The sequence below is a fragment of the Oceanobacillus limi genome, assembly GCF_900111445.1.
In the GTDB taxonomy this organism is placed as follows: domain Bacteria; phylum Bacillota; class Bacilli; order Bacillales; family Amphibacillaceae; genus Ornithinibacillus; species Ornithinibacillus limi.
Genome location: NZ_FOHE01000001.1, coordinates 236,592 through 259,603 on the forward strand (window position 1 = coordinate 236,592; position 23,012 = coordinate 259,603).

General features: G+C 37.8%; 20 protein-coding genes and 1 riboswitch. Of the genes, 17 read left to right on the plus strand and 3 right to left on the minus strand.

What is annotated here, in order from left to right; genetic code table 11:
* Window positions 1-298 precede the first annotated feature (298 nt).
* The 14 genes from BMX40_RS01395 to BMX40_RS01465 all read left to right on the plus strand — a co-directional run bounded on the left by BMX40_RS01395 (window position 299) and on the right by BMX40_RS01465 (window position 17,501).
* The gene (locus tag BMX40_RS01395) at window positions 299-1,216 is read left to right on the plus strand and encodes an aldo/keto reductase (protein ID WP_090866086.1); all 918 of its coding nucleotides are present in this window, start codon (window positions 299-301) and stop codon (window positions 1,214-1,216) included.
* An 89-nt stretch (window positions 1,217-1,305) separates the two neighbouring features.
* A riboswitch (cobalamin riboswitch) is annotated at window positions 1,306-1,498 on the plus strand.
* A gap of 142 nt (window positions 1,499-1,640) precedes the next feature.
* Complete coding sequence (locus BMX40_RS01400) at window positions 1,641-4,139, plus strand: DUF4430 domain-containing protein (RefSeq protein ID WP_090866088.1); 2,499 nt, start codon at window positions 1,641-1,643, stop codon at window positions 4,137-4,139.
* 60 nt (window positions 4,140-4,199) lie between these two features.
* Window positions 4,200-5,000, plus strand: coding sequence for a DUF4430 domain-containing protein (locus BMX40_RS01405; RefSeq protein ID WP_090866090.1), 801 nt, complete (start codon window positions 4,200-4,202; stop codon window positions 4,998-5,000).
* Window positions 5,000-5,887, plus strand: coding sequence for an energy-coupling factor transporter transmembrane component T (locus tag BMX40_RS01410; RefSeq protein WP_090866092.1), 888 nt, complete (start codon window positions 5,000-5,002; stop codon window positions 5,885-5,887). The genes BMX40_RS01405 and BMX40_RS01410 overlap by 1 nt, the downstream gene beginning before the upstream one ends.
* On the plus strand, window positions 5,860-7,500 hold the full coding sequence (locus BMX40_RS01415; RefSeq protein ID WP_090866094.1) for an ABC transporter ATP-binding protein: 1,641 nt from the start codon (window positions 5,860-5,862) through the stop codon (window positions 7,498-7,500). The genes BMX40_RS01410 and BMX40_RS01415 overlap by 28 nt, the downstream gene beginning before the upstream one ends.
* Window positions 7,476-8,165 carry an ECF transporter S component gene (locus tag BMX40_RS01420; protein ID WP_425287838.1) on the plus strand — a complete coding sequence of 230 codons (690 nt, stop codon included), beginning with the start codon at window positions 7,476-7,478 and terminating at the stop codon, window positions 8,163-8,165. The genes BMX40_RS01415 and BMX40_RS01420 overlap by 25 nt, the downstream gene beginning before the upstream one ends.
* An 836-nt stretch (window positions 8,166-9,001) precedes the next feature.
* The gene (locus BMX40_RS01425) at window positions 9,002-10,504 is read left to right on the plus strand and encodes a malate:quinone oxidoreductase (protein ID WP_090866098.1); all 1,503 of its coding nucleotides are present in this window, start codon (window positions 9,002-9,004) and stop codon (window positions 10,502-10,504) included.
* Window positions 10,505-10,662: 158 nt separating this feature from the next.
* Complete coding sequence (locus tag BMX40_RS01430; protein WP_090866102.1) at window positions 10,663-11,439, plus strand: class I SAM-dependent methyltransferase; 777 nt, start codon at window positions 10,663-10,665, stop codon at window positions 11,437-11,439.
* Window positions 11,440-11,556: 117 nt separating this feature from the next.
* Window positions 11,557-12,003 carry a hypothetical protein gene (locus tag BMX40_RS20055; RefSeq protein WP_170840630.1) on the plus strand — a complete coding sequence of 149 codons (447 nt, stop codon included), beginning with the start codon at window positions 11,557-11,559 and terminating at the stop codon, window positions 12,001-12,003.
* Window positions 12,000-12,530: a hypothetical protein gene (locus BMX40_RS01440; protein WP_090866106.1), complete on the plus strand. Its 531-nt coding sequence runs from the start codon at window positions 12,000-12,002 to the stop codon at window positions 12,528-12,530. Before BMX40_RS20055 ends, BMX40_RS01440 begins: the two co-directional genes overlap by 4 nt.
* Window positions 12,531-13,920: 1,390 nt before the next feature.
* Window positions 13,921-15,150, plus strand: coding sequence for an MFS transporter (locus BMX40_RS01450; RefSeq protein WP_170840631.1), 1,230 nt, complete (start codon window positions 13,921-13,923; stop codon window positions 15,148-15,150).
* A 180-nt stretch (window positions 15,151-15,330) separates the two neighbouring features.
* Window positions 15,331-15,792 carry a GNAT family N-acetyltransferase gene (locus BMX40_RS01455; protein ID WP_090866112.1) on the plus strand — a complete coding sequence of 154 codons (462 nt, stop codon included), beginning with the start codon at window positions 15,331-15,333 and terminating at the stop codon, window positions 15,790-15,792.
* Window positions 15,793-15,923: 131 nt separating this feature from the next.
* Window positions 15,924-16,913 (plus strand): M23 family metallopeptidase, encoded by a 990-nt coding sequence (locus BMX40_RS01460; protein ID WP_090866114.1) that lies wholly within the window; start codon window positions 15,924-15,926, stop codon window positions 16,911-16,913.
* A gap of 30 nt (window positions 16,914-16,943) precedes the next feature.
* Window positions 16,944-17,501, plus strand: coding sequence for a GNAT family N-acetyltransferase (locus BMX40_RS01465; protein WP_090866116.1), 558 nt, complete (start codon window positions 16,944-16,946; stop codon window positions 17,499-17,501).
* Between the two features lie 45 nt (window positions 17,502-17,546).
* Here the strand turns inward: BMX40_RS01465 and BMX40_RS01470 are convergent, their stop codons facing one another.
* Window positions 17,547-19,145, minus strand: a complete 1,599-nt coding sequence (locus tag BMX40_RS01470; protein WP_090866118.1) for a flotillin lipid rafts scaffold protein FloT — start codon at window positions 19,143-19,145, stop codon at window positions 17,547-17,549.
* Between the two features lie 70 nt (window positions 19,146-19,215).
* Entirely contained in the window at window positions 19,216-19,755 is a 540-nt protein-coding gene (locus BMX40_RS01475; RefSeq protein ID WP_170840632.1) for an NfeD family membrane protein, read from the minus strand.
* Window positions 19,756-19,924: 169 nt separating this feature from the next.
* Here BMX40_RS01475 and csaA point away from each other — a divergent pair, with 169 nt between their 5' ends.
* The 3 genes from csaA to BMX40_RS01490 all read left to right on the plus strand — a co-directional run bounded on the left by csaA (window position 19,925) and on the right by BMX40_RS01490 (window position 22,039).
* The gene (gene csaA / locus BMX40_RS01480) at window positions 19,925-20,257 is read left to right on the plus strand and encodes a chaperone CsaA (RefSeq protein WP_090866122.1); all 333 of its coding nucleotides are present in this window, start codon (window positions 19,925-19,927) and stop codon (window positions 20,255-20,257) included.
* Between the two features lie 60 nt (window positions 20,258-20,317).
* On the plus strand, window positions 20,318-21,259 hold the full coding sequence (locus tag BMX40_RS01485) for a glycerophosphodiester phosphodiesterase family protein (RefSeq protein ID WP_244513305.1): 942 nt from the start codon (window positions 20,318-20,320) through the stop codon (window positions 21,257-21,259).
* A gap of 87 nt (window positions 21,260-21,346) precedes the next feature.
* On the plus strand, window positions 21,347-22,039 hold the full coding sequence (locus BMX40_RS01490; RefSeq protein WP_090866124.1) for a CBS domain-containing protein: 693 nt from the start codon (window positions 21,347-21,349) through the stop codon (window positions 22,037-22,039).
* 140 nt (window positions 22,040-22,179) lie between these two features.
* Here BMX40_RS01490 and BMX40_RS01495 read toward each other — a convergent pair whose 3' ends face one another.
* Window positions 22,180-22,947 carry an NRDE family protein gene (locus tag BMX40_RS01495; protein WP_090866125.1) on the minus strand — a complete coding sequence of 256 codons (768 nt, stop codon included), beginning with the start codon at window positions 22,945-22,947 and terminating at the stop codon, window positions 22,180-22,182.
* Window positions 22,948-23,012 lie beyond the last annotated feature (65 nt).

The following is a 23,012-nucleotide window of genomic DNA, read 5'->3' on the forward strand; positions in this document are numbered from 1 at the left end:
GTTTATGTTATTTATTAACCGTCTAACGACTAAAAAATTTCCTGGAAAAAATGGTGTAAATAGGCATTCCAATCGCATTTTTTCAAAAACCAATAATCCCACTATATTTAGTATGAATTAAAAAGTCAAGCAAGGATTACTAGGAATTTAGAACCAATGGGAAGCATTATAAAAAGTAAAATAATTCTTAAGATAAGTGACAATTCCCTCGCCCTAAAATGCTTGTTGTTGCATCCTTCTATAATTAACAAATGGATCGTGCTAAAATGGATGTATTCCTATTAAAGAGGTGTAATAAATGAAAAAAATCAAATTAGGAACAAGTAACTTAAGTGTGTCGAATATATCGCTCGGTTGTATGCGAATGGGCGATTTAACAAAAACAGAAGCAGCAGATGTTATTAATCGTTCATTAGATGTAGGGATTGACTTCTTTGATCACGCCGATATTTATGCTGGTGGTAAGTCAGAGGAGATATTTGCAGAAGCGATTGATAGCAATCCTTCCATCCGTGAAAAAATGGTATTGCAAACAAAAACAGGGATCCGTAAAGGTTTTTTTGACTTTTCGAAAGAGCACATTGTCGGATCTGTGGATAAAAGTCTACAACGGTTAAAGACAGATTATATTGATGTATTATTACTTCATCGCCCAGATACACTCGTTGAGCCAGAAGAGGTGGCGGAAGCATTTACATCATTAAAGGAAAGTGGAAAAGTACGTCACTTTGGAGTAAGTAACCATAATCCAATGCAAATTGAGCTCTTAAAAAAATATGTAGAGCAAGATCTGATTATTAACCAACTACAGCTAAGTATTATGCATACCGGAATGATAGATGCGGGATTAAATGTCAATATGAAGCATGCAGGTGGTGTGGATCGTGATGGCAGTGTTCTTGATTACAGTCGACTTCATGACATGACTATTCAAGCATGGTCGCCGTTTCAATATGGATTTTTTGAAGGAGTCTTTATCGATCATGAAAAGTTCCCTGAGTTAAATGCAAAACTGCAAGAGGTTGCAGAAAAATATGGTGTTAGCAAGTCTGCTATTGCGATTGCATGGATCTTACGCCATCCAGCGAAAATTCAGCCTGTAATCGGTTCGATGAATCCGAGTCGAATCACAGAGATCTCCAAAGCTTCTGACATTGAGCTAACGAGAGAGGAATGGTATGGCATCTACTTAGCAGCAGGTAACGAGTTGCCATAGAAATATGTTTTTTTACCAGACAATATGAACCAAAATGATTCAAAATTTTCATTGACTATGTGTGAGCCCTTAACTACAATAAAGGTAATTGAATACGATAAAAATTAGGTTGGTTTCAAAATAACCATTTTGAAATCATTAAAAGGGAAGTCCGGTGTGAATCCGGCGCGGTCCCGCCACTGTAAATGGGAGTTATCTATTATATTCCACTGTCATTCGATGGGAAGGGAATAGATAATGTAGATCATGAGCCAGGAGACCTGCCTAGTTTTTCGCCATTCAACCTACGAGGATAGGGAGGTGTGCTCGCACATGTTTTATGATAGGTTTGCCTATACATAGCGTCGCTAATCATATAACCTGACATGCACCCTGACTACGGGTGCATTTTTTTATGAATTAATATAGATGGAGGGAATTAGCGATGCAAATAAAATCGAAAAAACTAGCAATATTGTTAACTATTTTACTTGTTCTTAGCAATATCACATTTTTACCTCAACCTACCGTTCATGCGGAAGCATTGGAAGATGCGGTTACAATTCTTGCTCTCGACGAAGAAGGAGAAAGTGTGCTCCCTTTAACTGCTGTATCAATTGATGATGGAGATACAGCCTTCGATGTACTGTTGGAAGCCGGAGAAGAGCATCATGTAGAAATAGCCTATGATGAATATGATTTTGGGAACATGGTTACGGCAATTGGTGATGTACAACAATCAGACCCTTATTATTGGTCCTTTAATGTATACGGACAAGGTCCGGAAATTGGTGCTTCGGCCTATGAAGTGGAGAATGGTGAACACATTCTGTTTACATTAACGGATAACTTTAGCCCGTCGGTTCCCGTTACCGTGTCAGCGATTGATTTAGATGGAAACGCTGTCATTAATGAAACAGAAGTTACCTTAATGGATGGTGCCAGTGCATACGATGCCTTATATCAAGCTGCAGACAAGCATGGGGTAACTGTAGATGCGACCGTTGATGATACGTATTTCACGTTTATCAACAACATTGGGAGTGTAGTGCTTGGGGAAACGGATTACTGGAATATTGCTGTTAATGAAGAAGCGTTAAGCACGAGTGTTGTAGCCCATCAGGTTCAAGCAGGTGATCATCTTCAATTAACTGTAGAAAACTTTGAAGAAGACCCAGAGGATATTCCAAGTGAGGAGGAAAATCCAGAGGAAGAAGAAACACCTAATCTACCAAGCATTTCTAACAAAGATATCCAATCATCAGTTGATGAGATCAAAGGTTATATAACAGAAAATAATATTTCCCTTGCATATGGAAATGAATGGTGGGTATGGGGAGTCGCTCATACCGAACAAGAAATCCCTTCCTCTTATGTTTCTAGTGTCGAACAAAGAGTAAAAGAAATAGATGGGGAATTCCGAAGCATTTTAGATTTGGATAAGGTTATCATTGGTTTAGCTGCAGCGAATACCGATGCTACTGATGTGGCTGGATATAATTTAGTAGAAAAATTAATCAATCACCGAAATTTTTTAAGCTCATCTATTAATATGCCAATCTATGGATTACTAGCACTTGATAGTGGCTCTTACGAAGCACCAAAAGAGACTAGAGATCAATTAATAGATTTTATCTTAGAACAAGAATATGAAGTAGGGGGATGGGCATTATTTGGTGACCGCCCTACAGCAGATATTACGGGAATGGCATTAACTGCACTAGCACCATATCAAGATCGTGCTGATGTTCGTGCGGCCATTGATCGTGCCGTAGAATATTTATCACGAGAGCAGGATGATACGAGTGGATACGCAGAAGAATTCAATGGTGGAGATTCAAGTGAATCCGTTTCTCAGGTTATCATCGGTTTAACTTCAGTCGGCATTGATCCTACTAGTGAAGCATTTACAAAAGATGGTGGTAACCTGGTTCAACATTTGTTGAAGTTTAAGCAGAATGATGGGGGCTATAGCCATATTATTGACGATGATTATTCGATGGCCATGTCGACACAACAAGCACTCTTGGCTTTGGTTGCCTATCAGAAATTTGTTAATGGGGATAAGACAACGGTTTATCAATTTCCGTTAACCGAAGATGATGATGGGAACCAAGACGACGATGATCAGCCAGAAAATCCTTCTAACCCGGACGATGATGATTCAGACCGTGGCCCAGATCATTCAGAAGATCCAACGAAAGAGGAACTAGTGATCACACCAACGATTGAGAATAATAAGGATGAAATGAAAATCACTGTTACGCTCGATGATTTAGAGGAGCTTTCAGGTCATGAATTGGTCGTTATTCAGCCGGATAAGGCTAGGGAACAGCCTTCAATGCGTATAGAATTGGCATATGATGCTCTTAAAAAAATAGTAGATCAAGGAAGCAGTTTAATCGTTGATAAAGGAGATGTTACATTACACATTCCACATGAGATTTTACAGCAGCTTGTAAACGAAGCAAATAATCAGCCAGTCGAAATTATACTCGACAAATTGGAGGATAAGAATGCTGTTGGTTCTGTGTACAACTTTACGATTAAAGGGAACGACCAGGAAATTCATGACTTCAACGGGAATGAGATAACAATGGTATTTGAAGTGGATCCTGATCTTGTCAAAAATCCAGAGAAGGTGAACGTGTTTTACCTTAATGAAGAAACTGACAAATGGGAGGTCATCGAAAATAGCGCCTATGATGCTTCCAATCATATTGTAACAGCAACAACAGACCATTTTAGTACATTTGGTGTTTTTGAAATAGAAGAAATCCAAAGTGGACAAAAGTCCAACGATGAAAAAGAAGGATCAAAAGGTAGTGGAAAGGAATTGCCAAAAACAGCGACAGACATGTACAACTTTTTAATTGCTGGCATGCTTCTCCTCGTTGGTGGTGTCATTTTATTTGTAATCCAACGCAGAAAAGCAAGGGTTTAAAGAGAAGGGTAATCTAGCAATCTGTTAGATTACCCTCATTTTGAAAAAGGAGGATAAGAAATGAAACGCTTTTTGTTCATCGTATTATCCATTTTAGTCACGTTATTTATATCTGCTTGTGAAAAGGATGATGTAATTTCACAAGCAGAGCAAAAGGAGCATACAACTAGAAGCTCTGAAGTTTACGAATCGGATCAGTCGGCAAAAGATGTCATTGAAGTGAATGAATCTAAGGAAACACCGAGAAATGATACCGAGGAAAAAGAAGAAGATTCGAATCAAGACGAAGGACAATCGGATGAAACTGGCTCAGATGAATCAAGAGTGTCTAGTGATCAAGTATCCGAGAATGATTCTAAGAACAAGAAAGAATCAAAGTCTAAAAAAACAAATGATAAAGCATCTGAAAAACACGGATCCAATCAAAGCAAACAGAAGGATTCCAAAGAAAAAGACGAAACGAAACCCAAGGAAAACGAGCAGGAGAAACCAAAGGAAGAAGAACCAAATCAAGATCCCAAAGATACAGTTACGGTTTCCATTACGACAGGAGAAGTCCGTGGAGTAGTCCTGCCGCCAACAACTGTGTTATACCAGGATGGTGATACGGCGTTAGACGCAACTCGTAGAATAACGAAAGAAAAGGGGATTCAAATAAGCGTTCGTGGTTCCGGCGCAACTGCATATGTAGAGGGTATTGATAACCTTTATGAATTTGATGAGGGCCCTTTAAGTGGGTGGTTAATTCGGGTAGACGGCATTCTTATCGATCGAAGTGCAGGTGTTTATCCAATTGAACCGAATCAAACGATCGAATGGACGTATACTACGAACTATCTTGAAGATGGGATGCCAGAATAATGATACGAGGTTTCCGGTCATTTCATCCAATCCTATTATTACTATACTATATCTTTGTGATTACTAGTTTTATGCTTTATCAACATCCATTTTTTCTTCTTGCTGGCATTTGTCTGGTCCTAATGATTAACCTCATTCTTGATGGAGGCGAACAGTTAAAAAAATGGATGTGGATGCTAATAGGGATGAGCAGTTTAATCTTAATATTAACGCCATTATTTAATCGAAGGGGAAACCATATTTTATTTTACTTATTTGAAAACCAAGTAACACTAGAGTCCATCATCCAAGGGATCATGATTGCAGCGACTTTGGTTGGTATATTAGCCACCTTTCTGACATTTAATCTCATACTTACAGCGGATAAGTTTCTGTTTTTATTCGCAAGAGGATTTCCGCAGTGGGCAATCTTAATCATGATTTCGATGCGATTTGTTCCATTGTTAATCCGGCGCTTGAAGGATATTGAACAAGTACAACAGCTCAAGGGACTATCGATTAAGCAAGGAAGTGTGAAACGTCGTGCCCATAATGGAATGTTATTCATCCAAATCCTGTTAACCTCATCCCTAGAAGAGTCGATTCAAACGGCAGATTCGATTGCGGCAAGGGGATATGGATTGCGAAAAAGAAGCAAATATCACCCTTATACGATGAAAGGCACAGATTGGACGGTTCTTACCGCCATGATCGTTTTATTTAGCCTATTAGTATTTGGCTGGTGGTTAGGAGATGGGGTGTTGTTGCTACAGCCCATTCTTGAGTCGGTTTGGTTAAGTGGCAGGGAATGGTTTTATTTTTCTATTTGGCTAGCCTTGATTGGAATACCAATGGTTACTGAAGGAAAGGAAGTACTAAAGTGGAAATACTATCTGCACAAAATGTAACATTTAGCTATCCTGACGCAACAGAGTCTGTTTTGGACGATATTCATTTTACGATCCAGGAAGGAGACTTTGTGTTGTTATGTGGACCGTCGGGGAGTGGAAAGTCCACCTTATTACGTTTACTTAAAGAGGAGATCGCACCACATGGTAATCTGGGAGGAAATATATATTATCGTGGAAGCATGATAAAGGAACAGGATCGGTTTCTTCTTGCAAAAGAAATTGGGATGGTATTCCAGGATCCAGAAAATCAGATCGTGATGGAACGCGTGATGGATGAGCTTTTATTTGGTATGGAAAATATGGGATATACCACAGATAAGATGCGCAAAAAAGTGGCCGAAATGGTTCATTTCTTTGGTTTAAATGATCTGGTTAATAAAAAAACAGCAGAATTATCTGGGGGACAAAAACAGCTTATCAACCTGGCATCGGTTTTACTATTGGAACCAAAGCTACTGTTACTCGATGAACCAACTGCCCAATTAGATCCGATCGCAGCGAAGGAATTTATTCATTTGCTCGAAAGACTAAATGATGAATTCGGTATTACGATTCTTGTTGTAGAACATCGCATGGAAGAGCTTTTCTCTGTAGCGAACAGGGTGATGCTATTAGATAAGGGACACCTTGTTGTGGATCAAAGTCCGAGAAAAGCAGCTCATCAGATGTACCCGGAATTTCAATCCTTTTTACCTAGTACGGCCTTGTGTTACATGGGGATTAGTCAGCAAGCCACTAAACCTGATCAAATACCATTGACGGTGAAAGAAGCAAAGCAATGGATTTCAACTCAGGAACTGAAGCAACCAACACAAGGACACGGGACGATTGTTGAAAAGAGTCCATTAATTGAATTAAAGGCAATTGACTTTCAATACACGAAACATAGTACGCCAGTCTTATATAACTTGTCTTTTTCTATAAACAAGGGAGAGTGGATGGCGCTTGTTGGTGCAAACGGAACAGGGAAAACAACATTGTTAAAATTGATTGGAGGATTGATTAAACCACAGCATGGAACTATGAAATACAATGGGAAAAAGGTAAAAAACATAGATCCACAACAAATAGGCTACTTACCACAAAATCCAAGGATTTTTTTCCTGCATGACACGTTAAAAGAGGAGTACCAAGAGATTGCAAGGAAGCACCAAAAGAGGGAAGAAGAGGTACAGTCATTACTTGAGATTTTCCAATTGGCTGATTTACTTGATCGGCATCCATACGATCTCAGTGGTGGAGAGTTACAAAAGGCAGCATTGGTTGGTATATTGCTAGGAAACCCTTCCATATTGCTAATTGACGAACCTACAAAAGGAATGGATCCAAGCTTCAAAAAGGAATTTGGTTTGTTAGTACAAGGTTTAGTAGAGGAGGGGCTTACAGTTATTATGGTTACCCATGATATAGAATTTGCTGCTAGTTATGCGACTCGATGCAGTATGTTATTTCAAGGGGATATCACCGTAACAGAACCAACAAAACAGTTTTTTCAAGAAAATACGTACTATACAACAATGATGAACCGAATAACCCGTGACTTTCATACGCCAGCCTTAGTAACGTTGGAGGAGGCGATGCTGTTATCACCAAACCATATTGGGTCTTAACGAGCTTAGCAATTATCATATTAGTCGTTCTACTTGCTTTTCCTTTGATTAATCTAGAATACTATTTAATCCTAAGTATATTAATTATGATTGCCTCGTTTCTACCATTTATGATTCGTTTTTCAAGTCAACAGATAACGAGCAGGGAGCTAGTAATGTTAGCGATTTTGGGGGCCATTGCAGCTGTTAGCCGTGTTCCTTTTGCTTCACTACCTAGTGTGCAACCAACATCTTTTGTAATTATTGTTTCAGCCATTGTACTAGGGCCACAGAGTGGATTTGTTATTGGAGTAACTGCTGCGATCGTCTCCAATATTTTTCTCGGCCAAGGTCCATGGACTCCGTGGCAAATGTATGCGTGGGGGATGATTGGACTTTTTGCAGGACTCCTTCGTAATACGTGGTTAATGAAAAATAAGATTGGCAAATCGATGTTTGGATTTATCGTAGGATTCCTGTTTGGTTGGTTTATGAATCTGTGGTTTATTATTGGAGTCATCCAGGAAGTGAACTGGCAATCGATCTTGCTATACAATAGCACTAGTTTCTATTTTGATTTAGCACATGCCCTGTCGAATGTCTTTTTCCTTGTATTATTTAGTGCCTCTTGGATAAAGATACTTCGTCGTTTCAAGTGTAAATATGGGCTGTTCGAGCAAGTTTAGAATGACAGTATATAAAATGCGACGTAGCAGCAGCGTGATTTCCGCTGCGGTCAGATGAGGAGCAGAAACCACGCTCCAGACATGTTGATTCGACCGTTTAGCGGAAAGAGGTTCCACTTCGTCATTGGTGAGGATCGTGGTTCCGTTAAATGATAAAAAATTGCTCAAATCAGGATTACGAGGATCCTCATTCCGCTATTAGACATAAATCAGTTAAAATTGTACAGGGAAATGGTAAATAAAGGAATGAGGATCCTAATTCACGTTCCAGACGGGTTATTTTGACCATTTAACGGAAAGAGGTTCCACTTCGTTTTTGAAGAGGATCGTGGTTCCGTTAAATGGTGAATACTAGAATATTAATTAATTAGTTGTTTCAAAGGCATGATTTTGAAGGCATTTTTTACACTGGATCCCATATAAGAAACATTATACTTTTGCATTTCCATTTGACAAAATTCTTTTTCATTCTTCTTTTTTCAGAAGTTTTTCAACACAATCCCTAGTATTTTGTGTTAATATAGACTAAGTAGATTGGTTTAGGTACATTTCGATATCGTAAGGAACATACGGAGAAATAAAGCGCGTATAATTATTGCCTTAACCCTTGTCACATATGAGGTTAAGGCATTGGTTGTGTTTACCTAAAACCAGGTGGGAAAACTTCTCACTTTTTATCAGCTTTTAAATAACTTATAATTATCTTATAATAGAAATATTTAAGTCTATCGTTTTTTGAGGAGACAGAAAAGATGGGGGGATAAGGTCACACATTCGTAAAAGAATATGTGATCGTGCATCTTTTTTGCAAATTTTAGGGGAAAAGGTTGATAATCATGAGCAACAAAGAAAATAAGTCAGACGTCATATTAATTGGCGCTGGAATCATGAGTGCTACATTAGGAACACTCTTGAAAGAATTAGTACCGGAATGGAATATAAAAGTGTATGAGAAACTTGGAAAATCAGGAGAAGAAAGTTCGAATGAGTGGAACAATGCGGGAACAGGGCATGCAGCATTGTGTGAGTTGAATTATACGGTCGAAAAGCCAGATGGTTCACTAGATATTAGTAAAGCTATAAAAATTAATGAACAGTTTCAGCTTTCAAAGCAATTTTGGTCCTATCTAGTAAACAAAAAATTAATACATAATCCTCAGGAATTTATTATGCCACTACCACATATGAGTATGGTTCAAGGGGAACAAAATGTTAACTTTTTAAAGAAACGTTTTGAAGTGTTATCAAACAATCCTTTATTTAAAGGAATGGAATTTTCCGATGATCCAGAAAAACTGAAGGAATGGATTCCGCTTATTATGCAAGACCGAAAATCAAATGAACCAATAGCGGCTACCAAAATTGATTCTGGAACGGATGTAAACTTTGGCGCTTTAACGCGTAGGTTGTTTAAACAATTAGAGAATAAAAATGTGGATATAAACTACAAGCATAGTGTTCAAGATGTAAAACGTACGAAGGATGGCTTATGGGAAGTGAAAGTACGTAATCTTGATACAGGTGTTGTTGAGAGCCAGACGGCAAAATTTCTCTTCATTGGTGGTGGAGGTGGAAGCCTTCATTTACTACAGAAATCTGGTATTCCTGAAGGGAAGCATATTGGAGGCTTTCCTGTAAGCGGATTATTTATGGTGTGTAATAATCCAAAAGTGGTTGCGAAGCATCATGCAAAAGTATACGGAAAAGCTAAAGTTGGGGCGCCACCAATGTCGGTACCACATCTTGATACAAGGTTTATCGAAAATAAAAAGTCCTTGTTATTTGGGCCGTTTGCAGGATTCTCGCCTAAATTTTTGAAAACGGGTTCTTTACTTGATTTAGTAACTTCCGTGAAGCCACATAACCTTTTTACCATGTTAGCAGCTGGTGCAAAAAACATGGCATTAACCAAATACTTGATCCAGCAAGTGATGCTCTCAAAAGAAAAGCGCATGGAAGAGTTACGCGAATTTATCCCGGACGCTAAAAGTGAGGATTGGGATTTAGTTATAGCTGGTCAACGTGTTCAGGTTATTAAAGATACGGAAGCTGGTGGAAAAGGAACCCTCCAGTTTGGTACCGAAGTAATTACTGGTGCAGATGGATCGGTTGCTGCATTATTAGGGGCATCTCCGGGTGCTTCCACAGCCGTTCACGTAATGCTTGAAGTAATTAATAAATGCTTCCCACAACATATGAAAGAGTGGGAGCCGAAAATCAAAGAAATGATCCCATCCTATGGCGTATCATTAATGGATAATCCAGAACTTCTACATGAAATAAATGTATCAACTGCAGAAGCACTTGACCTCAATGATAATGAGCAAGCATTCTGTTAATTAATATGAAATGAAAGTAAAACCTTTGATCTCGATTTGATCAAAGGTTTTTTCATTTTCTTTCTATCTCTCTGGAGTGGGTGAATTGACTGTATATTAATAATTGTATGATATAATTTACAATATCATTGTTTGAAATAATGCGGGAGGGATGTAAAATGGGAATGGACTTTCATAGTAAGCAAAACCGTTTTTCTTACACAACTCGTACTGCAGATAACTCATGGATTCAAACGATAAAAGACCTTGTACCGATCAAGCAGATTTCCAATGCCATCGATATTGGTTGTGGTGGAGGAATCTATTCGAAAGCACTCTCAGACATGGGTGTAGCCTCCGTTACCGGGGTAGATTTTTCCAAGGAGATTCTTGAGGGAGCGAAAGAAAATTGCAAAGACTACAGTAATATATCTTTTCTACAGGGGAATGCTTTCGATACCGGGGTAGTTGGTGGTAGCTATGATTTCGTATTAGAAAGGGCGTTAATTCATCATATTGACGATTTAGAAAGCTGCTTTGAAGAAGCTTATCGAATTTTAGATTCGGATGGGTACCTTATTATTCAAGATCGTACTCCTGATGACTGCTTTGTAAAAGGGAGCAGTGAACACATCAGGGGATACTTTTTTGAACACTTTCCCAAGTTAGTGGAAATAGAAGCCCAGCGAAGGCATGACAGTAAGTTGATAATGCAGACCTTAAAAGCAATCGGGTTTACTGAAATGGAAGAAGTTACACTATGGGAAACAAGAAAGGTATACGAGAATAAGGAAGCATTATTACTTGAACTGCGTGAGAGAATTGGAAGAAGTATTTTGCATGAATTGACTGATTCGGAGCTGAATCAATTAGTCCACCATATCGATAACTCTATTGCAAAGGAGTCCTTGATCGTTGAGAAAGATAGATGGACGATGTGGAAGGCGGTTAAGTAATATCGACCGATAGTGATGTTTCACGAGTAATTACAGATGATACGGGATATTCTAAGGAAAAAAAGGATAATCGATATGATTACGACACTGTTGGTGGTAATATTGGTTTCATTGTTATTGGGATCATCACTATATTATGTAAAACAGAAATTTATAAAACTAGAGGTCATCATAACGCTATTATTTCTATCCTTTCTATGTCAGCATATCAATTTTAAACTATTTTCCGCATATGAAAGGCTCGCTGTAAAGGAAGACTTGATACCAAGAGTTTTGAGTTATTTGCATTTTGGTATCGTCTTACCCATTTTATTACTTTGGCTACTCTATATATGGAGAAAGAAAATAGCTATTATTTATAAGGTATTATTATCATTTCTTTGGATTGGAATGGATTTGCTTTCCAAACAAGTTTACGTTTCGATTAATGTGTTAACCTCTAACACAGATTCTTGGTATCCAATAATAGATGTATGTATTTCATTGTTCATTCTATTATTGTCACTTTTATTCATGCGGATATTTAGTACCATTCTTGAAAAAGAAAGTGGCGTTTCTCCATGACAACATTTCTATATCTTCTAGAACCACTTACACCTAAATCGTTCGATAAAAATGAACTATATACATTAGTTATTATAGTTGTTGTCTGGGTGTTGTTTATTATTCTACACAAAAAAGAACGCCTGTTAAGCCAAACAGAGATTATTGCTTTATATGTGTTTAATGTTTGGTTTGCGACCGTAGGAGATCGAATGTTGGCAGAACCTCCACTTGATTTTTATGACACGCTTGATTATGCTCACGGAGAATTATTTGATTCTATTCTTCAAGTTGTTGTATATCCAGTTCCTATCATTATTGCGATACACCTTTTCCGAAAATTGAAACCTAATAGAATTTGGTTTATGTTGATTTCGGCTAGTATTTTGAGTGGATTAGAATGGATATCAGAAACGTTTTTCGATGTATTTCAATTTAAAAATTGGCGGACGATGTATTCTTTTGTCTTCTATTTTTTTGTCATCCGAATTAATTTAAGCTACATTCATAAAATCCAAGAATTATTTATGGATAGGAAAAGGAAATAGCAGAATGAGAATCCAATAAAAAAGGGACCATTAATTCGTAACAGGATCCATCATGAGGTGCGTCGTGCTATATCTTATAGTAAATCGCAAAGGAAATCTCAACCAATAACGCAAAAAATTCACATTATAATTCACAAGAAAAGGAGCTTTATTTAAAACAAGCTCCTTTGTTATTGGACAATATTCGCTTCTTCCACTAAAGCACCCTATACTTTAAGTATAATTCTTCACTTTGTTTGCGATCACCTCGTTGGATTCTTGGAAAAATATATTACAGTATTGCTTGTTTACTTTATCAAAGGATTTGTTTGGCTCTTTTCCTTCAACCTATGGAACAACTCCTATAAGAAATTGTGACGATTTGGTGTTTTTTCATTTATAGGTTCAAAAAAATTTTCAATCCATTGATATCTACAATTGTTACCTCTATTTTCTACCGTTACAAAATTCCTTTCTACGAAGAATAGTTGCTACACTGAAATGTTAACACCTCCATTTTTATCTGTAATCTCCATGTTATTATTCCCCCATTCTAGTTTAATTAACATCAACTTAAAATAGATAAAAAGATGACATAGGTACAAAGTTTGGTATATTCGACGCTAATTGTTTTTCAATATAAAAAAGGAAGATTAACACTAAGTGCTAATCTTCCTTTATCTTTTTATTTATTCTCTTTTCTAAGTGTCTTTGTCCCAATATGGATATAAGAATACTAAAGAAATTTAATATCTGAAATAATGTTGTATTGCCATTAGCAATTATAAGCATAACAATTACTAAAGGGACGTATATTTTTATACCAGTTAAAAATCTTTTTGATATACTCACTTTCTTCCCCCTTTGCTTCTTCAACTATTCTGCTACGTTTAAGTACATTTCTTCACAATATCTATACTTATTTTATCATACTATTCATACCAATTTAATTAATTGTTCCAATGGTAATTTGTTTCAGTTAAATTCACAACCTTATTCGCAGAGTTTTCACACGTTGATACACATACCCTACATTATTTATTTCAGTTAATGTAAATGATAATGTGAAATCAGTATATAAAACCATCAAAAACCTTGAATTAACAATAAAATCGCACTGTGAATTTATATGTGAATCACAGTGCGATTTAGTATGTGAATTATAATGTGTGCACCTCTAAACGGAACCTGTTAATAATTCGGGCCCTTTTCTTTTTGTATTGTTTAAATAATTTAAAAATATGATAAAATTAATAAAATGAGTTTACTGAAGATCGATAAAAACCCCATTCTATTGTTTGAAAAGTAAATTAGCTGTTCAGAATTGAAAGTTTTAGAAGGAGAGAAATCCAATGTAAACCAAAATTTTTTTCATCAAATGACTATATCAGAAATAAGGAATGGGGTTTACATGAGTTTATTTAAGAATAAAAATTTTGCAGTCATGTGGTTTGGGCAACTTGCTACGATATTTGGTAATCGTTTTAGTGAAATAGCAATTCCTTTAATTGTACTTCAGTTAACTGGATCGCCATGGCAATCCGCACTGGTTGTTGTTTGTTCCCAAGTAGCACCACTTATTTTGTCTCTTCCAGTCGGTACTTGGATAGAGGGGAAACCTAAAAAGCAAGTTGCCATGGTTGCTGAAATCATTAGCTTTTTAACGATGTCATTATTAGTAATGTTGGTGTGGGCAGACCATTTAACAATATGGATTCTTGCTACAAGTTTGTTTATTTTGGGAGCTACAGGTTTGTTTTTTAAAGTTTCCTTTTCCGCAATGGTACCAGGGGTTGTCGGAAGAAACAGACTGGTTCATGCACATAGCTACTTTGAAGGAGCAGATGCAATCAGTACATTTGTTGGCCCAGTTCTGGCGGGCGTTGTGTTATCAAGTTTTGGAGTCGCGATGGTATTGACAATAGATGCTATGACTTACTTCATCTCCTTTCTTGGTATTCTGTTTCTAACTTTCCACGAAAAAAAATGGAGCGTAAAGCAAGAAAAAATGAGACAAACCTATTTATCATCGATTAAAAATGTAAGGTATTTGTTTACGAATCCGTATCAAACCTTTATTTCCGTGCAACATGTTATTTTGAATTTTAGTACGACCGCTATGACACTGACGATCATTATTTATACGAGTCAAGTTCTCTATTTTAATGAATGGCAAACGGGTATGGTGCTTTCTTCAGCAGGAGTAGGCAACCTAGTTGGTGTATTTTTATTAAATAAGATTAATCATTTCTCATGGAAGTATTTGTATGCTGGTTTAATGGTAGTTTCAAGTGGTGGAATAATACTGATTCTCTGTTCATATGAGCTCGTACTGATCATGGGTGGAATGTTTTTATTTGATGGAGCGCTATCGATGGCTTTTGTAGTAAACGGGTCAGCAAGACAAGCAGTCACTCCTGATGCATATTTAGCACGAATCGGAGGGGGAGGGATTTTATTATCAGGTGTAGTTGCAATGGGGGGAAACCTCTTTGCAGGTGGTGTATCTGAATCGATCAATCCTAATTCTTCTCTTATCTTCTGTGCTGGTGTACTGTTGTTAGCAACTTTTGTATCATTAGTTTTTAAACAAGGGGACAAAAAACTGGATAAACTAGTGCCAATTGAGTTTAAAGAATAATTGGTTTTCATTTTAAGCGAGCAGTTTACTTCCTAAGTTTGGTAAGGAATTCCTTATTGTAAACCGCACCTATACGATCATTATTATTTATATGATTTGATTCGAAATCGGTATTATTTATTTGCTGTTACATTCGTTAAGATTTAGATAGAAATTAACGAAAGCATAAGGGGCAGAAGTATGAAAAACGATGTCATTTATCGAAATGCAACCGAAGAAGATCTGGATCAAATCGTAGCAATGCTTTGGGATGACAAATTAGGAAGAACACGGGAACGTTATGAACAGCCTCTGCCATCAACCTATATCGAAGCATTTAAAGCGATAGAAGCCGATCCAAATAATGAATTGGTGGTAGCTTCGGCTGGTCATAAAATAATTGGAGTACAACAAATTACGTTTACACCCTATATTACCCATCAAGGTAGTTGGCGAGCAACGATCGAGGGAGTGCGGACATCTGCATCTCATCGCGGGAAAGGATTAGGGTCTGGGCTTATTCAATATGCCATTCAACGTGCAAAGAACAGAGGCTGTCATCTAATCCAACTAACAACCGATAAGCAAAGAGATGACGCATTACGATTTTATGAACGGTTAGGCTTTAAAGCGACTCATGAAGGATTAAAAATGAAGCTGTGAATAATAAGTATTTTTAGTGTCATAAGGTACAGTGGAAGTAAAATAGGGAAACTTCGCACTCATTTGTAAAAACTGAATCATTTTACCCCCAGAATCGTATAGATTGTTAGATACCAAAAGGGGGAAAATAAATGAAATTTATCGTAAAGGCTTCGTTCATTATGTTGATAACTATTGTTCTAGCTGCATGTGGAAAAACGGATAACGATAACGATTCATTAGACAAGGAAGCGGATAACCAGAAAAAGTCGTCTGAAGAACCAATTACTCCTGAACAGCTTCCAGAACAGTTTTTGACTAGTAATTTCGAACAGATCTATAACCAAACAAGTGAATCGTTTCAAGAAATGGTTACCTTAAAACAGTTCAAAGATATGGGAAGTGATTTCCAAAAAGGAGTCCAATCCTTTGAGATGGTTACTAAAATGCCAATTCAAGATCTAATGGAGTATCAATGGATAAGTGATGGAGGAGACAAAGGAATACGAGCTTACTTGGCAGATGATAACCAAACGATTGAGGGCTTGCAACTCACCCCTATTACTTCTTATCCAGAAACGGATAATCGGTATACAGAAAATACGTATCGGATGCCAATGATAGGAGAATGGTTCACCTTTTGGGGTGGTACAAATGAACTTGTCAATTACCATTACGCAGTGGAATCCCAACGGTATGCTTATGACCTCGTAATCGTAAAGGATGGTTCTTCGTTTGAGGGAGACCCTACAAAAAATGAAAGCTATTATGCATTTGGAAAAGAAGCAGTAGCGCCAAGTGAAGGTGTTGTAGTAGCAATTGAGAACAACATAAAAGACAATACACCGACTGTTGATACAAATAGGGTAGAACCGCTAGGAAACCATGTGATCCTAGAACATGAAAATAAGGAATATAGTATTATCGCTCATCTGCAAGAAGGATCTGTCCAAGTAAGCGAGGGGGACCAGGTAGATGCTGGTGACCTGCTAGGTTATGTTGGGAATTCTGGTAACTCCAGTGAACCTCATATTCATTTTCATGTTGCTAATCATGTCGATTGGGAGAAAGGAACCTCGATTAGAATAAAACTAGATGGAGGAGAAGATCCTGTACGTGGGGAAGAAGTAACAGGGTTTTAAACGAAACCTGTAAGATATAGGGGGATGGTAATGAACTACGATGAAAAAAATAAGAAAATAATAACAGAAAGACTCGTGCTAAGATTGTTTCAAAAATCGGATGCAGAAGCTGTTACGAAACTCTGTAATAATTATAATATCTTCAAGAATACGTTGTATTTACCTTATCCATACGACATAAACGATGCGTTAACCTGGATGGAACACCATCTTGAAAATTTCCTTGCGAATAAATCCTATGAATTCGCAATTACAGGTAAGGAAAGTGGACAACTATATGGTGCTATTGCATTATCAAATAATCAGGCTTTCCATCATGGGGAAATTGCTTATTGGGTTGGGGAAGAATTTTGGGGGAACGGATATGCTACAGAAGCAGCTAATGCGATCGTTCAATTTGCATTCGATGAAAAGAAATACCATAAAATATTTGCCCGTTTCTTTGGTTCCAATCCAGCCTCGGGTAGGGTTTTGCAGAAGATAGGGATGAAGGAAGAAGGAGTTTTACTTGATCACGTTAGAAAAGAAGATCGGTATGAAGATCTAGTCTACTATGGCATGATTCGTGAGAACGAAATAGATTCATAGGTATAATAAAAAGGAGAAGCAATCACGGTTGCTTCTCCTTAATTATTATTCAACAGATCCCGTTTTAACGGATTGGTCCACTTTCTCTTCTTCAACTTTACTTGCGACCATTTCCTTTTGCGAATTCTCGTTTTCATACCGGATCCTGTCAATGTCAAAGTCATCTGGTAATTTATTTTTACCTACGACATTTTCTAATAGTTCTTTCACATCAATACCGGATGAAGCCTTTAGGGATTCTTGTAGGCTGGCCATTAAGTCGGTTGCATAACCAGATACTTTATTGGCGCCCCCATCACTTCCACTACCACCAGTATCAACAACGGTAATCTTGTCGATGTTAGATAATGGACTAGCTACTTCTTTCGCATAATCAGGAAGCATTCTGACAATCATATCGAGAATTGCCGCTTGACCATATTGATCGAAGGCTTCGGCAATTTTGCGTTTTGCTTCTGCCTCTGCCAAACCTTTCAGGCGAATAACCTCTGCTTCGGATTCCCCTTGTGCTCGTTGAGAGTCGGCTTTGGCAAGACCATCCACTCGAACTTGTTCTGCTTCTGCTTTTGCTTGGGACTCGATACGATATTGATTGGCATCGGCGTCCGCGATTTGTTTTGCTTTTTCCGCAACAGCAGCCTGTTCCACAGCATAACGATCGGCATCCGCTTTCTTCTTAACTTCAGAGTCATACTGTCTTTCACGACGCTGAATTTCTTTTTCTTCTAGTTCAATTTGTTTTTGTCGCTCGATAATTTGAATTTGCATTTGCTGCTCTGTCACAGACTGTTTGGCACGAGCCGTTTCTAGATCATATGCTTGGTCGGCATTTGCTTTTGCAGTATCTTGCTCGCGACGGTATTCGGCTGTTTTTAATTGATTGTGTTTTTCTGCTTCTGCAATTTCTGTTGCTCGTTCTAATTCGGATTTCTTCGCCTCTTTTGCCGCTTCAGCTTGCTTGATGCGTGTTTCCTTATCTGCTTCTGCTGTAGCGATATCTGCATCTCGTTTTACTTGAGCAATACGTGGCTTCCCTAAGGATTCTAAATAACCGTTTTTATCGCGTACATCTTTAATGGTAAACGATACGATGGTTAATCCCATTTTGGCAAGATCCTGGGATGCAACACGTTGTACTTCTTGGGAAAATTTATCTCTGTTTTTATAGATTTCTTCCACGGTCATGGAACCTAGAATCGAACGTAAATGACCCTCTAATACTTCTTTTGCTTCATTTTCTCGATCCTCTTTCGATTTTCCTAGAAATTGTTCTGCTGCTGTAGCAATTTCGCCAATGGAACCACCAATTTTTATGATCGCCGTTCCGTCAGCCATTACCGGAACTCCCTGCTCGGTATAAACCTCTGGAGTAGTAACTTCTAGTTTACTAGATAACAAGCTTAATGGTTCGGCTTGTTGAAAAATTGGAAGAACGAATGTACCTCCACCACGAATGATTTTAATTTTGTTTCCAGACTCATCGGTATGTACATTCTTTCCACCGAGGTAACTTCCTGTTACGATCAGTGATTCATCTGGACCTGCAGTACGGTATTTCTTAACAAAAACAGCTAGTAATGCGATTAATAGAAATACAACAATACCAATAACAATCGAAATACCTGTGACACCATTTTCTAACATGCTTTTCCTCCTTTATATTGTGAAAATTTATAAAAATACGCCTCCATGTGGAATTGTATGATTATTGCGATTACATGCTTTCTGCGTCAAGCGATTCATATGGTGTGACATATAGGACTCCTTCTTTGATATCAAGAACCAATACTTGTGTTCCTTCGCTAATCGCTGTTTTTTCATAGCATGCAGCTGGTTTAGAAATTGTCCCACTCTTGCTTTCGATGACTATTTCCCCAAATCCCTCTTCTGGAATTGGAATAATGATCTTTCCAACTCTGCCTTTCAGGGATTCTTCGGTGTAGCTTAATGATTCCTCTGCAGATGATAAGGGAACTAAAACAAAGAAATGAAGCAGGATATCTAGTAAAAACGAAATGATTATTGCGATCACCGCTATGAATAAACTGGATAGTGGAGTAATCACCTCAAACACATAGGATGTTGCCGAGAAGAAAATAATAAAGGCTAAAATAAGTGCAGGATTTAAGAAAGGAATTCCTTCCCCGATTCCATCAAGTACATCTCCAAAGAAGATATATAAAATCGTGATACATCCTGTAACGATTAGAAGTGTTAAATAAAATGTTTGTATATCCAAACCAAATACAGTCATCTCCATCATCCTCACCTGAAAATCTTGTCGTATTACCATACTATACGACCATCATATACAATAAGTTTCAATAAATCAAAATATTTTTAATTATTTTGGTGCCAGGCACTTGTCGAAAGTCGACAAGTGCCTGGCACCTCGTTATAATTTTTAGAAAGGAGGGATTTATATGGCGACGTTTGATGATTTTATGAAGTTGGACTTGCGGGTTGGAACGGTATTGAAAGCGGGACCCTTTCCAGAAGCGCGGAAACCAGCAATCAAGGTAGAAGTAGATTTTGGTGAAGAAATTGGGATCAAGCAATCCTCCGCTCAAATTACTAAACGGTATGAGCCGGAACAGTTAGTGGGGCGCCAAGTGGTTGGTGTCGTTAACTTTCCGCCGATGCGTATTGCGGGTTTTAAATCGGAAGTACTGATCATCGGTGGCGTTCCTGAAGATGGAGATGTTGTGTTGTTACGCCCGGATGAAGAAGTAGAGAACGGGACGAAAATCTCTTAACAAGCATATACTTCAATCAGATACATAGAGATTTTCGAGGGAAACGAGGAGTTGGACGACGTGAACAATCCGGTAGAAATGCAGCAAGAAATACCTACCAAACGAAAAAAGAAACCTATTATTCGTTATATTGGAATCGGACTAGGGGCTGTCTTAGGCATCTGGGCAGTCCTATATGTTTTACCTGTTCCTAAAGTTGACCAACACCCTTACTTTAAAGGTGATCGACCACTTGTGATTGCCCACCAGGGTGGAGAGCATTTAGCACCATCAAGCACAATGGAAGCATTCAAAAATGCAATGGAACTCGGCGTTGATGTGATTGAATTCGATGTACATATGACAAAGGACGGTCATTTGGTTGCCATTCATGATCCGACAGTTGACCGTACAACAAATGGCCAAGGCAGAGTAAATGATATGACCCTAGAAGAAATTCAATCGTTGGATGCTGCAACGTATTTTAAGGACGAAAATGGGCAAAATAATTACCTCAATCAAGGAGTACATATCCCAACAGTGGAAGAAATTTTCACAGCAATTCCAGACATGCGCTGGAACATTGAAATTAAAGATTCCAATGATCCAAAACTATATCGACCGATAGCAGAAAAACTATGGGTTATGATAAAGAATCATAACGTAGAGGATGATGTTTTAATCGCATCCTTTGACCAAGCTATTATTGATATGGTACAAGAGATTAGTAAGGATGAAGCATTGGTGAGTGGTGGACGAAAGGAAGTAACGAAATTCGTTGGGCTTCACAAATTTTACTTAAATGGTTTATATTGGCCTTCAGTTGAAGCAGTACAAGTGCCTACACAAGAAGGAAGTTTTAATTTAATGGATAAAAAACTTATCCGTGGTGCGAATCAAATTGGAATGGATGTTCACTATTGGACAATAAATGAACCGGAAACAATGCAACAATTAATCGAGCTTGGAGCAGATGGAATTATTACAGACCGTCCCGACTTATTGTTGGAGCTGTTACAGTAAGCTGTGTAAAAAGGAACAAGTAGTATTAGAGCCTCAGGTGAAAAAGTCACATTGGGACTCTATTTTTTTCGAAGGAGAATATGGTCTATGCAAAAGAATTCAGAGAAATTTTTAGCCGCATTTAATCGAATAGAAAAAGCCTTAAAACAAGAAATGAAGAATGGGAAAGGTATTGGTTTTTCCAAATCCGTCAAAATCCTATCAAAATACAATTCCATTATTAGTAAATATAGTGATGATTTATTACAGTATGCTGAACTTCGGAATGCGATTGTTCACGATAAGATCGATACGATGCACGCCATTGCCGAACCACATGATTCTGTAGTGGAAAAAATCGAAGGGATTGAAAAAGAAATCACTCAGCCAAAGCTAGTAGTCCCAATGTTTGAAAGAAAAGTCGTAACCTTTCAAGTTGAGGATTCTCTTTCGAAGGTTTTGTCAGCAATTCATAATAGGGGTTTCTCCAAATTTCCCGTTTATCAGGGGAAGGAATTTAAAGGTCTATTCACAGAAAGCGCCATTACAAAATGGTTAGCTGATAATCATTTTGCCTCAGGTTCAGAAACGTTAATTAAAGAGATTCTGCCATATCAAAAGAATGAAAACTTCAAATTTATTAGTAAGACTGCCACGGTATATGAGGCGATTGGAATTTTTCGGGAACAAATCGGGAAAGGGAATCGGATTGATGCCTTGTTGATTACAGAAAACGGTAAAAACGCTGAAGAACTGTTAGGCATTATTACGTCATGGGATATGATGGGGATTCAGTATTAGATTAGTTTGAATATGATCGAATCCCGTTTATGAGCGAAAAACTAAATACATGATCGGATTGCGGTGATTTATGAGCGAAAAACTAAATATATGATCGGATCCCACCCAACCTTTTAACAAAACCACCAATTCAACCCAATCTATACGATCTGAAATCCAAATTTCTTCTCCCCAACATACTTTCCATCATGGTATGTTCGCTCCACGAACGTTACATAATCCTTATGATCGACGGTGACAACGGTTGAACAACGTGTCCCATACTGAGGGATATGAATAAATAGCGGGGAGAGCTTTCTTTCTAAATCAACTCCGATACCAGTATCCGGTAATTCATCTAGAGGTGCTTGCTCCGCATCTTGTAATAATAGAAAAAGCGAATCGGGATCGATATCAGAAGTTTTCTCTAAATAAGCTTGTAATTGATCTTTCCCCTTCACCACTTTTGGCCAAGGCGTATTTAAAAAATGGTTGCTTAAGCCATAGGTATGCCCTTTTTCTATTTCTGTAATCTCATTCTCTATATTATTATAGTAAAATAGTTCATTCTGACTTCCTACGAGCACATTGAATCCTACGTAATTACCTTTCTCTTCTTGTAAAGCAGTGAGAAACTGTTTTGGGGTATCGCTCCCGGCTAGATAATACCTTACAATTTCACCACGAGAGTTTCTACCAGTCCCCATATGTGCAGGATCCCGATAATTCGTTAGCGCAGCAAATCGTCCTTCTTTTGTTATTCCAAGCCATGTTCCCATTTGTTGTAAATCGCGTCCAGCTAAGATATTCGGATGATCCTCCCAAAAGTGAGCAGCAGCTGTAGGACGGTTATAAAATTCATCCCGATTGGCTGCAATCACTAATTTATAATTTGGGTGATCGTGAAATTGAAAATTGATAAGACACATGAATAGATCCCCTTTTTAAAAATCAATTTCTTTTCGTTCCCTGTTGCGTTGTGTTACAATACAAT